This window comes from Chryseobacterium cucumeris (assembly GCF_016775705.1).
Taxonomy (GTDB): Bacteria; Bacteroidota; Bacteroidia; order Flavobacteriales; family Weeksellaceae; genus Chryseobacterium; species Chryseobacterium cupriresistens.
Window position 1 is genome coordinate 1,083,352 of record NZ_CP068760.1, and the last position, 12,476, is coordinate 1,095,827.

The following is a 12,476-nucleotide window of genomic DNA, read 5'->3' on the forward strand; positions in this document are numbered from 1 at the left end:
TGTTTAAGGGTTAATCTTCCCGACTTTTCTTTATCAGTAATTAATCGTACTTTTCGCCTGTCAAATCACATTATTTATGGAATTTCCTGTCTTAGAGACTGAAAGGCTTATTTTGCGCCAGCTTACTTTTAATGATACCCAGGACCTGTTTGAATACTTTTCTCTGGATGAAGTTATGGAATATTATGACCTGGAAACCTTCAAAACCGAAGATGATTCCCGGCGCATTATCCAGCATTTTAACAGTGAATTCGAAAAAGGAAAAGGTTTCAGATGGGCTCTGGAACTAAAATCCCATGGAAAAGTTATTGGAACCTGCGGCTATCACAACTGGTACAAAGAGCATTTCCGGGCTGAAATTGGTTATGAACTCAATCCCGAATTCTGGCAGCAATCCTATATGAAAGAAGCGATTCTTCCGATTCTGACCTATGGATTTGAAAGTATGAGGCTCCACCGTGTAGATGCTTTCATAGATCCTTCCAATATTTCTTCTGAAAGGCTGTTATCTTCTTTAAATTTCAGCAAAGAAGGAACGTTGAAAGATTATTTCTTTGAAAAAGGGAAATTTGTAGATGCAACGATCTTCGGTCTTATTAATAAATAAATTGATTTTAAATTTAATGCTAAGAAGCAAAGAAAATTGATATTGATGCTTCTTATTTTCGTTCGCAAAGGCATTTCATTTAGCAATTGAAGTGCTTTCCTCGCTGAGTGAAACGCCTTTGCGACCCTTTATAAACAGATAAGCATTAAACTAGCGTTCAATGCGTTAAAAATTATCTAAACTCTAATTCTTATCATTAAGAAAGGTGCTTTTCCAAAGCATCTGAACTTTTCTTATAGGCCCATTTCTGCTTGTAATTCACCCATTTAGCTTTGAAAAGTTTTCGCATCAGTTTATCTGTATACCTCATAATGAAGACATGGTACAGCATACTGGCAAAGACATTGGGCTTATTGGGAAGCGCTCTTAAAGAAAGGGAAAACCCAGGTTCAAGATATCTGTTGAAATGCCAGAATGCTCCTGGAATAAAGAGGGCATCACCATGCTCCATGAAGATTTCGTATCCTTTGGCATATTTCAGTGCCGGAAATTTCTCATAATCAGGATTTTCATAATCAACCTCGTAAATGGTATGCACAGACAAAGGAACTTTATATAAAAAGGGCGACTGCTTCTGATCAAATAATAAAATCCTTTTCTTTCCTTCAAAATGGATATGCATAAAATCACCTAAATCCACATCGTAATGCATTAAAACATGAGCCTCACTTCCACCGAAAAACAAAGTCGGCAGTCTTTTAAAGAACTTTATTCCAAGATCAGGATAGGTGAAATTTTTCAGTAACTCGGGAAGCCTGTCTGTGATGATATAGAAAAAAATTCGCAGATCTGAAGGTTTGCTTTTGATGGTATCAATATAGTCCTTCATTTTCATACGGGTCACCGGAGCATCAGAACTTTTGGCGGCATCAGCCGGTTTGTTATCATATAAAGGAACTTCCTGATCTCCTGCCTTTTCTTTGATATAGGCAAGATTCCATTTGTCAAAAGCCTCCCACCGGCTGGCAAAATTCTTAATTAAAAGAGGTTTCTGCTTTTTAAAATAATTCTTCTGAAAATCTTCTTTACTGATATCATCTACAATATCTACGTTTTCGAGGATCATGTACTTTGTATTTAATGCGAAATAAAAATAGTGTTTTTTTGAAACCTGAGAAAATTTAGATTAAAAGCGAGGGAAGCTGGAGGATAGATGCTGGAAGTTAATATTTGTCTGTAAACGCCTATACATCATTTCATAAAAAGATTTTATGAAATGACATAGACCTCTGTTCGGCTTCAATAACGTCCCTCTTCCTGCTTCATACTTCCTTACTTTATTGGCAGAGCTCATATGAAAAATTTATATTTGTAGTAATAAGTGCATTTATGAGAGTCTACAATACCAAACATTTCATTAAAATCCTTTTCAGCTTACACAAAAGTGATACTTTAAAAATTCTTTTTCCGAGTATGGTTCTTGTAGGGCTTTATTCATGGGGAATTCAGTATCTGGAAGTTGAATATCTGCACCTTACCACAAAATCAGGAGTGAGCAATGTAGGTATGATCCATTCTCTGCTGGGTTTTGTGCTTTCACTTTTGTTGGTTTTCAGAACGAATACGGCCTATGACAGATGGTGGGAAGGTCGAAAACTTTGGGGAAAACTGGTGAATGACACGAGAAACTTTGCGATAAAAATCAATACGATTCTTGGTGACAACCGCCAGGATGCTGAGCAGATTGCCAGATATTTAAAATATTTCCCGCACTTTTTAGCCAAACATCTTTCCAAGGAATCTACAAGGCTGGCTTTGGATGAAGATTATTCTGAAATTGAAAGCTCGTTGAAAAACCATGGACCAAGTGAAATTGTTATTCTGTTAAGCCATAAACTGAATCAATTAAAAAAAGAAGGAAAAGTTTCTGAAGTTGAAATGCTGTACTTAGACACCCAGCTTTCCGGATTTCTGGATGTATGCGGAGGTTGTGAAAGAATCAAAAATACTCCGATCCCTTACTCCTATTCTTCTTTCATCAAGAAGTTTATTATTCTGTATGTTTTTGCGCTGCCTATTGCTTACGTTATTACGATCGGGCTTTTTATGATTCCGCTTACTGTTTTTGTGTATTATGTTTTGATGAGCCTGGAGCTTATTGCAGAAGAAATTGAAGACCCGTTCAATAATGATGAAAATGATATTCCTATGGAAACCTTAGCTCAGAACATTGAGAAAAATGTACAGCAGATTATGATCAGAAAATAAAAAATCAAGCTTTTAAAGCTTGATTTCTTTAAGTTCACCGTCCTGTTTTATCTCTACAAATTTGCTTTCCCTGTTGGCAGCAGAATATCCGTAGAAAAATGTGCTGTATATAGGAGTGGAATACAGATAGGCTCCATAGCCGTTATAAGCATCTGAGGTTCCTGTCTGCTGCTGGTAACTTGCCGTTGCCGTAAAGTTGACAATGGTTTCAAGATAATATTTACCGGGTTTGAGTTTTTCAAATTTAAATCTCCCATGGTCATCGGTTAAAGCTTCCACTCTGTATTTAAAAGCCTCTTCTGACATATATACGGTGGTTTTTTTATTTTCATATTTCTTTCTCATGTTATAAAATTCCTCAAAATAAGGAGTAACAGGAAAAAGCATGACAACCGTACCTTTGGGAGCATAATGCTTTTCTCCAAGTAACGGTTTGATTCCCCAGTTGTTTTTTTGTTTGGTAGAAGCCACTCCTTCAATGGTAGAGTTTCCAAATCCAAGCATGTCTCTTGCGAGCTTTTTATCAAAAAAAGCTTGAGGATAATAAGTATTTTGTGCACTCAGGTAAATAAATCCCCATATTAATATGAATAATGTGAATAATTTTTTCATAGTATATTTTTGAGTCAAATATAAGTATTTTACTATTTTTGAATTAAAAATAGCTATGAAGCACCTATTTCTATTGTTTTTTTCCACTTCTGTCCTGATCACGGCACAGAAACCTTGTGGATATAAAGACGGATTACAGGAAGGAGCCTGTAAAGAATTTTATGACAATGGCCAGGTAAAAAATACTGTGGAATGGAAAAAAGGGAAACTGGATGGTGATGCTGTTTTTTATTATGATAACGGAAAAGTGCAGTCGAAAGGAGAATATAAAAAAGGATACAAAGTAAAAGAATGGTCGTATTTTGATAAAAATGGAGTTCTTACTTCCAGGGAAGTTTTCAGAAATGGGGAGAAGAATATTTATGATAACAGCCTTACCGCTACTTTTTATTCTCCTGCAGGTAAAATAACTGAAATTTCCAATTATAAATTCAATAAATTACAGGGAGAAAGCAAGACCTTTCATGAAGATGGGAAATCAATAAAAGATATTGGCCAGTATGACAACGGGCTGGCTACCGGAAAGTGGAAAGTCTTTTATCCATCAGGAAAATTACAGCGTGAAACTGAACTTGCCAACGATAAAAGAAACGGCAACAGAGTTCATTACCGTGAAGACGGAAGCATCGAAAAAACAGAGGTCTATAAAGACGGAAAATTAATCTCAACAAAATAATACAATTGGTACAGAAACTAAAACTGGAAGAACTTAACAGAATAGATGTAGAAACATTTAAGAAGGTTGAAAAAATTCCGTTGGTCATCATTTTAGATAATATCAGAAGTATGCACAATGTAGGTGCAGCTTTCAGAACGGCAGATGCGTTTTTAATTGAAAAAATAATCCTTTGCGGAATCACACCGCAGCCGCCCCATCGTGAGATTCATAAAGCGGCATTGGGAGCCACGGAAAGTGTAGACTGGTCTCATGACGCAGATACCAATAACGCGATTGCTGATCTGAAAAGCAAAGGATACGAAATCATCGGGATTGAGCAGACTACAGGAAGCCGGCTTATTACTGATTTCACCATCGACAGATCAAAAAAATATGCCTTAATTTTAGGAAACGAAGTGGAAGGAATCAGCGATGAGGTTCTCCCGAATATTGATGTTTTTTTAGAAATTCCTCAGCTTGGAACAAAGCATTCTCTTAATGTAAGTGTATGTGCCGGAATTGTGATGTGGGAATTTGCAAAAGCATTAAAATAAAAAAACTGCATATGTCCTTAGTAGACAGTGCAGTTTGAAATAAATCTAATAAAAAGTAAAAATGAAAGGCGACAAAGGTACTTTATTTTTTTTTACAAACAAATTTTGACGGCACTTTTTTTGTTTCATCTTAAAAAAAGTCGTGTTTTCAGAAAAAGTTTCATTTAATTTTTTATAAATTAGCACAATGTTTATCAAGGACTATATCTCAAAAGACTTTCCGTGTTTTAGCCTGTCTGACTCTATAGAGTCGGCCAGAAATATGTTGGAAGACTTTGGATATTCCCATGTTTTCATCAAAAAATCCCATCACTTCTACGGAGCTCTTGCTATGGATTTCCTGTATGAGGAAGATGGCGGAACACTGAAGGATCTGGAACACCAGATTGAACGTTTTGCCATTCTGGAGGACAATAATATTATGGACAGTATCCGTCTGTTTTATACCTTCAGCAGCAATGTGATTCCGGTGATTAATAAAAATGAGAAATATCTTGGGTATATTACCTGTGAAGATGTTTTTCAGGACCTTTCCCGTTATCCTTTATTTTCAGAAACAGGAGCTATTCTTACCGTAGAAACTCCGGCCAGAAAATATTCTATGACGGAGATTACCAACATTGTGGAAAGCAACAATTCGAAGTTTTACGGAGGGTTTATAAGCTTTATGTCTGAAGAGGTAGTTCAGGTCACCATAAAGATCAGCAATGAAAATCTGGCCTCGATAGACGCTACTTTTGACCGGTATGACTACAGAATCGTTGAAAAATATTATTCTGATGAGAAAACCGATCTGTTTAAAGACCGTTATGGTTTTTTACAAAAATTCATAGAAATATAACATGAAGGCAGCCATATATTCTCAGAAAAAGGATCTTGATACTTTTCTATATTTAAGTAAGTTTATCTCTGAACTTGAAGCAAGAGATGTAAAATCTGTTCTGTATGATGAAATGGCTGAAGCACTTCAGTTTTCAAAAATATTCGAAACTTTCAATTCCAAACAGGATCTTCTGGATAAGGAAGTGGATCTGTTTTTCACTTTTGGTGGAGACGGAACCATTGTAAACTCTCTGACATTTATTGAAGATCTTGAAATTCCGGTGGTAGGAGTGAATACAGGAAGGCTTGGATTTTTAGCTTTTTTCACGAAAGAAGAAGCCTTTAAGGAACTGGATTCCATCTTAAAAGGAAATGTAAAAACAAGCCGCCGTTCTGTCATTGAAGTGGTTTCTCCAAAACTGGAGGGAGTTTTTCCTTACGCTTTAAACGACGTTACCGTTTCCCGAAAAGAAACAACCTCCATGATCACCGTTGACTCATATATCAATGACGAGTTTTTGAATGTATTCTGGGGTGACGGCGTGATCATTTCAACACCTACAGGTTCTACCGCCTACTCTCTGAGCTGCGGAGGCCCTATCATTTCTCCCAATAACGAAAATTTTGTCATTACTCCTATTGCTCCTCACAATCTGAATGTGAGGCCGTTGGTTGTGAATGATAAAGTAGAAATAAAATTCAGGGTGGAAAGCCGTGTACCACAATACTCTCTTTCTTTAGACTCCCGACTGATACATATAGAAACCGACAAGGAAATCATCATTAAAAAGGCTAAATTCCAGCTTCTTCTGGTGCAGCCCAACAGTTTGAGTTTCTATGAAACCATCCGTCAGAAGCTCCTTTGGGGCAGAGATAAAAGAAACTAGTAATTTCTTAAAAATGATTACCTTTACACGAAATTAAAACACCTAATAAATTTATAATAAAAAGTAAAACATGAGCAGAATTTTTCCGGCAGGAGTTGCCACAGGTCAGTTAGTTACTGATATCTTTCAGTATGCTAAAGAAAACAAATTTGCATTACCTGCAGTAAACGTAATTGGATCAAGCAACATAAACGCTACGATGGAAACTGCAGCGAAATTAAACGCTCCTGTAATTATTCAGTTTTCAAATGGTGGAGCTTCTTTCAATGCAGGGAAAGGATTAAGCAATGACGGACAGAAGTCTGCTATCTTAGGAGCTATCGCTGGAGCAAAACATATTCATACGCTTGCAGAAGCTTACGGAGCAACTGTAATTCTACACACAGACCACTGTGCAAAGAAATTACTTCCCTGGATCGACGGATTGATGGATGCTAACGAAGAATTCTTCAAGCAGACAGGAAAATCCCTTTACTCTTCTCACATGTTAGACCTTTCTGAAGAGCCTTTAGAAGAAAACCTTGAAATTTCTGCTAAATATTTCGAAAGAATGGCTAAGCTACAGATGACTCTTGAAGTAGAAATCGGGGTAACAGGAGGTGAAGAAGATGGTGTTGACAACTCAGATGTTGATAACTCTAAACTATATACTCAGCCTGAAGATGTAGCTTATACATATGAAAAATTAAAAGCTATTTCTGATAACTTCACAATCGCTGCTGCTTTTGGTAACGTACACGGAGTTTACAAGCCGGGTAACGTAGTTCTTACGCCGAAAATCCTTGACAATTCTCAGAAATATGTTCAGGAAAAATTCGGAACAGCTGCCAAGCCTATCAACTTCGTATTCCATGGAGGTTCAGGATCTACTTTAGAGGAGATCAGAGAGGCTATCGACTACGGAGTTATCAAAATGAACATTGATACTGACCTTCAGTTTGCATACACAGAAGGTATCAGAGATTATATGGTAAACAATATTGATTATTTAAGAGCTCAGATCGGAAACCCTGAAGGAGAAGAAAAACCTAACAAAAAATTCTATGACCCAAGAGTTTGGGTAAGAAAAGGTGAGGACACATTCTCTGCAAGATTGGTGAAAGCATTTGAAGATTTAAATAACGTAGATACTTTAAAATAAGAACTGTACATTTGTACCAATGTAAAAAGTATTCATAGAAATGCATTTACATTGGTACTTTTTACATTTATACATTAATACAAGCAAAAATGGCATTCGACTGGTTTAAAAGAAAAGCAAAAAACATTACCACTTCTACTGATGAGAAAAAAGACGTTCCCAAAGGCCTTTGGCATCAGACTCCATCCGGAAAAGTAGTGGAACATGATGAACTAAAGAGAAATAACTATGTTTCTCCTGAAGACGGATTTCATGTAAGAATAGGAAGTGCAGAATTTTTTGACATCCTTTTTGACGGTGGTAAATTTACCGAACTGGATGCCAATGTTGAAAGTATTGATATCTTAAACTTCAAAGATACAAAGCCTTATAAAGACCGTCTGAAAGAAGTAAAAGCTAAAACAAAGCTTACAGACTCTATCAGAAACGCTGTAGGAACCGTAAAAGGAACTGAAATGGTAGTTTCATGTATGGATTTTGCTTTCATCGGTGGATCTTTGGGTTCTGTAATGGGAGAAAAGATCAGAAGAGCAGTAGATTACTGTATTGCACACAAACTTCCGTATATGATTATCTGTCAGTCCGGAGGAGCAAGAATGCAGGAAGCGACTTACTCTTTGATGCAGCTGGCAAAAGTTCAGGCTAAATTAGCTCAGCTTTCTGAAGCTGGACTTTTATACATCGCTTACCTTTGCGACCCTACATTCGGAGGAATCACTGCTTCTTTCGCAATGACCGCTGATATTATTATGGCAGAACCGGGAGCACTGATTGGTTTCGCAGGACCAAGAGTAATCCGTGAAACGATTGGTAGAGATCTACCGGAAGGATTCCAGACATCAGAATTCTTACAGGAAAAAGGATTTGTAGATTTCATCGTAAAAAGAACTGAAATTCAGGATACTGTTGCCAAAACAGTTAATTTATTAGCTGTAAAAGCATAGTATCTGTAACAAAAACAATACAATCTCTCTCTAATTAGGGAGAGATTTTTATTTATGAGGACTTTTAAGATATTTTTCAATACCATCAGAAGCATGAGTTTTAAAAAGATTATGCGTCTTTTATCACTGATCCTTCCCCATCCTCTTTTCGCTTTACTGAGTTTTTATGCAACAGTAAAAGCGTTTTCCATTGCACAGAAAAAATTCCCTGATACAGCCTCCAACAATGGAATTGGAAACGCCTTCAGACATGCGCTGTGGTGCTGCTTCATTATGATGTACTGCTGTAAAATTTCTTCTCCGAAAAAAGCACTGGATTTCTGCAAAAGAATAACAGATATGCATGAAGAGCTTTTTCCGAATGAACCTTTGGAAACCAAAATGGATCTCCATAACAACAAAATCGGAATGGATTATTTCATGGAAATTTTACCGGGAATTCACCGCCAGTTTTTTGAAAAAAGCTTCTTTGTAGATGCATTAATCAAAAAAATGGATGAAGCTAAGGTTCTGAAAAATCTGGATGATGATTTTGAAGGTCATCTTGTTTACCTGAAGGAGTAAATAAATCATTTTATTTTAAACGCTGAGGATCGCAAGGAAAATTTAAAAAATTTATGCATATTTCCGTCCGCAAGGGCATTTGATTCAGCTATGTTCCATGAATGACGTTCTCTTTGCTTAGTACTAACGCCTTTGCGTGCATTGCGTTAACAATATATTTTAAGATTAGAAGCCATCATTAGTTCTCTTTGGCACCGGAATAACAAAAGACTTTAGTTATTTTTGTGGTTTAAAGTATTTTTGATAAGTTTAAACAATTAAATCAATCAGATGGTTCTCAGCAGAATTTGGTCGGCTTTCATTATCATTGCCATTGCCATTGCCAGTATAAAATACGTTTCGTCAGGTAACTACAAAACCATTTTCAATGATATGGTGGTGGGAAAAGGAGGTGATACAGTAAAGATTGCATCACAACCTATGAGCAGCCTCTCTCCTGTTGTAAGAGACAGCCTGATGAAAAAGAATGATTTTGCAGACAGCAGAATTCATTATAAAACTGATTCTTTAAAACAAAATGTAAATGTTTATCGTGTTCAGGAAGCCGATGGAGTGATCGGAACTTCAGAAACAGCAGTGAAGATCTGTCTTGGTCTTATCGGAATCATGACTTTATTTATGGGATTCATGAGCATTGCTGAAAAAGCAGGTGGCATCAATCTTCTAAGCCGTCTGATTCAGCCTTTTTTCTCTAAGTTATTTCCTGATATTCCTAAAAACCACCCTGCATTCGGACATATGCTGATGAACTTCAGCGCCAATCTTCTGGGACTGGATAATGCAGCAACCCCTTTTGGTTTAAAAGCCATGGAAAGCCTTCAGACCTTAAATCCTAATAAAGATACCGCCAGCAATTCACAGATTATGTTTCTGTGTCTTCATGCCGGAGGTATGACCTTAATTCCCGTGTCAATTATTGCCATCAGAGCCTCAATGGGATCTAAAACCCCTACAGATATTTTCCTGCCATGTATGATTGCCACTTTTGCCGCTACACTGGCTGCAATGATTATCGTTTCTTTGTATCAGAAAATAAATCTTCTCCGTCCGGTAGTAATCGCTTATGTAGGCGGAATTTCGGCTATTATTGCCCTTTTGGTACTGTATCTTGTACAATTGAGTAAAGATGAACTGGATGATTTCAGTAAAGTATTAAGTAATGGTTTAATTCTGTTTATCTTCCTTGCGATTGTATTAGGAGCCGTTTATAAAAAGATCAACGTTTTTGATGCCTTTATAGAAGGGGCAAAAGAAGGGTTCACCACCTGTGTTAAGATTATTCCTTATCTGGTTGGAATGCTGATTGCGATTTCGTTACTAAGAACTTCCGGTGTATTTGATGTAATCATTGATGGAATGAAGTGGGTCGCCAATGTTGCCAATATGGATCCCAGATTTGTGGATGGACTTCCAACTGCATTGATCAAACCTTTATCCGGTTCAGGAGCCAGAGGAATGATGGTAGATACGATGACAACATTTGGAGCTGATAGTTTCCAGGGGAAATTAGCCGCAGTGCTTCAGGGAAGCTCAGATACGACGTTCTACGTGATTGCAGTATATTTTGGTGCCGTAGCCGTTAAGAATACAAGATACACGGTAATTGCCATGCTTCTGGCCGATTTAGTCGGCGTTATGACTGCCATTGCATTAGCTTACTTATTCTTTGCTTAATGAAATCTGCAGGTTGAGCAGATGCTATTAACTTTAAACATTAAACTTAAAACTTTAAATCCATTATGATCACAGATAAAGAATTCACCTTAAGACTCATCCGCCAATTAACCCAGGCATTGGAAAAATTGATTCTGGATAAACCTGAAGAAAGTCTAATGCAGAAAGAACTGGATTTTGACACATTGATGAGAGACATTTTTAAGATGAGCTTCACAGAGGTTGCTTCTAAAACCAAGGAAGAAATGATCGCGATTGTGAATGAAAGACAGGAAAGAGATCACAAAGATTATTATGAAATGCTGGGAAATCTTTTCTACTTTAACAGCAAACACGATCAAAACAAAGATTTTCAGGATAAAGCAAAGACATTCTACGAGCTTTATCTTCAGACAAGCGGTATTTTTGCCCTTCCGGTCATCAACAGAATAAATGAATTGAAAAAAGCACTTGAATAAAGTGCTTTTGTATTGTTAGAAGGTAATTTTGTAAGTTCCGGTTGAAGATGTATTGGCTTTTTCTGCTTTTACATATTTCTTAACCCAGGCCACAGATGTGGATGAGACACAAGGATCTGAAATCCCGCCGGCTCTTCTTGCGGATACTACATTCCCTGCTTTATCTACAGTGTAAGCAATGGTAATTGATCCGCTTGCTGTACAACTGTGTGAGGGCTGCGCTCCGCCTCTTCCCATTGTTCCCGGAATATAACCAACCAATTTTCTGTCGATTCCTACTTTACTGTCACCGTTTCCGTCACCGCCTAAAGGATCTCCCGCGTTTCCGATACCATCACCGGTTCCCTGGCTTCCGGCTTTAGTTCCTCTGCCTTTAATCAGGTTGCCTATGGCTGCGGTTCCTTTTCCGTCACCATTTCCTGTTTTTGAATTGGCAGTGGTCGCTCCGGATTTTTTAGTATTTTTAGAAGCACTTGTGCTGGTTGCTTCTTTTTTCTCAGCTTTTTTGGATTCCTCTTTTTTAGGAACGGTTGTTTTTGAATTGTTTCCTGTAATAACCTTCTCTTTAACCTCTGTTTTCTTTGGCTCCAGAGTTGGTACTGGTTCTGGTTTTATAACTGTTTTTGTTTCCGGAACCGGAGTTTCTGCAGGCTCGGGTGCCACTTCTTCAGTTGCAGCGGCAAGGCTTCCCGGCTGTTCGGCAGGTTCTTCAATTCCCTTTCCGTTTCTGTTATCTCCAAAGTTCACCAGCATGGTAGTAACCACCTCAGGATCTTTATCCAGTTCAGGTTTTAATTTATACAAAAAAACAAAAAGCAGAATAGCAGCCCAGATGAGAATAGAAAGCAATGCGCTCTTTACTCTGTCTTTATTTTCTTCGTTTCTGTTTGCTGTATAGCTTTTCATCTTAAAACGTAATTCTTTCCGGAAATCCGGATATGTTATTTGTCTTTAACGGTTGCAATAGCAATATTAAATTTATGTTTCTCAGCAATTTCCATCACAAAAACAACATCTTTATGCAATGTGTTTTCATCAGCTCTGATCGTAAATGATTTATTGGTCTGGCTGGCTAATTTATCTACAATAATTTGCTCCAATTCTCCTTTATTGGCAGGATTATCATCTACAAAAAATGAACCGTCCGGCTTGATGCTTACCGTTAAAGGATTGGGAATATTATCATCAACTGCTCCGGCTTTCGGAAGATTCACATCGATGGCGCTTTGATTGGCCGCCGAAGAGGTAATCATAAAGAAAATCAGCATCAACAGGATAACGTCTGTCATCGCTGCTAAACTGAATTCCGGATTCGCTTTATTTCTTCTTTGAATTTTCATCGTAAGA

General features: G+C 37.4%; 15 protein-coding genes. 11 read left to right on the forward strand and 4 right to left on the reverse strand.

The window, feature by feature from the left end; translation table 11 throughout:
• Positions 1-76: 76 nt before the first annotated feature.
• Entirely contained in the window at positions 77-607 is a 531-nt protein-coding gene (locus tag JNG87_RS04795) for a GNAT family N-acetyltransferase (protein ID WP_202842066.1), read from the forward strand.
• Positions 608-803: 196 nt separating this feature from the next.
• Here JNG87_RS04795 and JNG87_RS04800 read toward each other — a convergent pair whose 3' ends face one another.
• Positions 804-1,673, reverse strand: a complete 870-nt coding sequence (locus JNG87_RS04800; RefSeq protein WP_202842068.1) for a cupin-like domain-containing protein — start codon at positions 1,671-1,673, stop codon at positions 804-806.
• Between the two features lie 263 nt (positions 1,674-1,936).
• Between JNG87_RS04800 and JNG87_RS04805 the strand changes: the two genes are divergently transcribed.
• Positions 1,937-2,815: a bestrophin family protein gene (locus JNG87_RS04805; protein ID WP_110009020.1), complete on the forward strand. Its 879-nt coding sequence runs from the start codon at positions 1,937-1,939 to the stop codon at positions 2,813-2,815.
• A gap of 12 nt (positions 2,816-2,827) precedes the next feature.
• Here JNG87_RS04805 and JNG87_RS04810 read toward each other — a convergent pair whose 3' ends face one another.
• The gene (locus tag JNG87_RS04810; RefSeq protein WP_227941281.1) at positions 2,828-3,427 is read right to left on the reverse strand and encodes a hypothetical protein; all 600 of its coding nucleotides are present in this window, start codon (positions 3,425-3,427) and stop codon (positions 2,828-2,830) included.
• Between the two features lie 55 nt (positions 3,428-3,482).
• On the opposite strand from JNG87_RS04810, the gene JNG87_RS04815 reads away from it, so the two are divergent.
• From JNG87_RS04815 to JNG87_RS04855, 9 genes are all read left to right on the forward strand, one after another.
• Complete coding sequence (locus JNG87_RS04815; protein WP_202842070.1) at positions 3,483-4,103, forward strand: toxin-antitoxin system YwqK family antitoxin; 621 nt, start codon at positions 3,483-3,485, stop codon at positions 4,101-4,103.
• 5 nt (positions 4,104-4,108) lie between these two features.
• A complete protein-coding gene (locus JNG87_RS04820; protein WP_110009018.1) occupies positions 4,109-4,639 on the forward strand; it encodes an RNA methyltransferase in 531 nt (176 codons plus the stop codon).
• Between the two features lie 187 nt (positions 4,640-4,826).
• Complete coding sequence (locus tag JNG87_RS04825; RefSeq protein WP_110009017.1) at positions 4,827-5,480, forward strand: CBS domain-containing protein; 654 nt, start codon at positions 4,827-4,829, stop codon at positions 5,478-5,480.
• A gap of 1 nt (position 5,481) precedes the next feature.
• Positions 5,482-6,348 (forward strand): NAD kinase, encoded by an 867-nt coding sequence (locus tag JNG87_RS04830; protein WP_110009016.1) that lies wholly within the window; start codon positions 5,482-5,484, stop codon positions 6,346-6,348.
• Between the two features lie 70 nt (positions 6,349-6,418).
• A complete protein-coding gene (fbaA, locus tag JNG87_RS04835; protein WP_202842072.1) occupies positions 6,419-7,489 on the forward strand; it encodes a class II fructose-bisphosphate aldolase in 1,071 nt (356 codons plus the stop codon).
• A gap of 89 nt (positions 7,490-7,578) precedes the next feature.
• The gene (gene accD / locus JNG87_RS04840) at positions 7,579-8,433 is read left to right on the forward strand and encodes an acetyl-CoA carboxylase, carboxyltransferase subunit beta (protein WP_002982142.1); all 855 of its coding nucleotides are present in this window, start codon (positions 7,579-7,581) and stop codon (positions 8,431-8,433) included.
• Between the two features lie 54 nt (positions 8,434-8,487).
• Entirely contained in the window at positions 8,488-8,997 is a 510-nt protein-coding gene (locus JNG87_RS04845) for a DUF6973 domain-containing protein (RefSeq protein WP_202842073.1), read from the forward strand.
• A 270-nt stretch (positions 8,998-9,267) separates the two neighbouring features.
• Positions 9,268-10,671: a nucleoside recognition domain-containing protein gene (locus JNG87_RS04850; RefSeq protein WP_202842075.1), complete on the forward strand. Its 1,404-nt coding sequence runs from the start codon at positions 9,268-9,270 to the stop codon at positions 10,669-10,671.
• 65 nt (positions 10,672-10,736) lie between these two features.
• Positions 10,737-11,129, forward strand: a complete 393-nt coding sequence (locus JNG87_RS04855; protein ID WP_202842078.1) for a hypothetical protein — start codon at positions 10,737-10,739, stop codon at positions 11,127-11,129.
• A gap of 15 nt (positions 11,130-11,144) precedes the next feature.
• Here JNG87_RS04855 and JNG87_RS04860 read toward each other — a convergent pair whose 3' ends face one another.
• Together JNG87_RS04860 and JNG87_RS04865 are read right to left on the reverse strand one after the other, a co-directional pair.
• The gene (locus JNG87_RS04860) at positions 11,145-12,035 is read right to left on the reverse strand and encodes a ferric siderophore ABC transporter substrate-binding protein (protein WP_202842080.1); all 891 of its coding nucleotides are present in this window, start codon (positions 12,033-12,035) and stop codon (positions 11,145-11,147) included.
• Positions 12,036-12,070: 35 nt separating this feature from the next.
• Positions 12,071-12,469 carry an ExbD/TolR family protein gene (locus JNG87_RS04865; RefSeq protein ID WP_062672905.1) on the reverse strand — a complete coding sequence of 133 codons (399 nt, stop codon included), beginning with the start codon at positions 12,467-12,469 and terminating at the stop codon, positions 12,071-12,073.
• Positions 12,470-12,476: the final 7 nt, after the last annotated feature.

Coding starts and splice junctions, on each gene's coding strand:
- JNG87_RS04795 (WP_202842066.1), top strand. CDS start 77: ATGGAATTTCCTGTCTTAGAGACTGAAAGGCTTATTTTGCGCCAGCTT.
- JNG87_RS04800 (WP_202842068.1), bottom strand. CDS start 1,673: ATGATCCTCGAAAACGTAGATATTGTAGATGATATCAGTAAAGAAGAT.
- JNG87_RS04805 (WP_110009020.1), top strand. CDS start 1,937: ATGAGAGTCTACAATACCAAACATTTCATTAAAATCCTTTTCAGCTTA.
- JNG87_RS04810 (WP_227941281.1), bottom strand. CDS start 3,427: ATGAAAAAATTATTCACATTATTCATATTAATATGGGGATTTATTTAC.
- JNG87_RS04815 (WP_202842070.1), top strand. CDS start 3,483: ATGAAGCACCTATTTCTATTGTTTTTTTCCACTTCTGTCCTGATCACG.
- JNG87_RS04825 (WP_110009017.1), top strand. CDS start 4,827: ATGTTTATCAAGGACTATATCTCAAAAGACTTTCCGTGTTTTAGCCTG.
- JNG87_RS04830 (WP_110009016.1), top strand. CDS start 5,482: ATGAAGGCAGCCATATATTCTCAGAAAAAGGATCTTGATACTTTTCTA.
- fbaA (WP_202842072.1), top strand. CDS start 6,419: ATGAGCAGAATTTTTCCGGCAGGAGTTGCCACAGGTCAGTTAGTTACT.
- accD (WP_002982142.1), top strand. CDS start 7,579: ATGGCATTCGACTGGTTTAAAAGAAAAGCAAAAAACATTACCACTTCT.
- JNG87_RS04845 (WP_202842073.1), top strand. CDS start 8,488: ATGAGGACTTTTAAGATATTTTTCAATACCATCAGAAGCATGAGTTTT.
- JNG87_RS04850 (WP_202842075.1), top strand. CDS start 9,268: ATGGTTCTCAGCAGAATTTGGTCGGCTTTCATTATCATTGCCATTGCC.
- JNG87_RS04855 (WP_202842078.1), top strand. CDS start 10,737: ATGATCACAGATAAAGAATTCACCTTAAGACTCATCCGCCAATTAACC.
- JNG87_RS04860 (WP_202842080.1), bottom strand. CDS start 12,035: ATGAAAAGCTATACAGCAAACAGAAACGAAGAAAATAAAGACAGAGTA.
- JNG87_RS04865 (WP_062672905.1), bottom strand. CDS start 12,469: ATGAAAATTCAAAGAAGAAATAAAGCGAATCCGGAATTCAGTTTAGCA.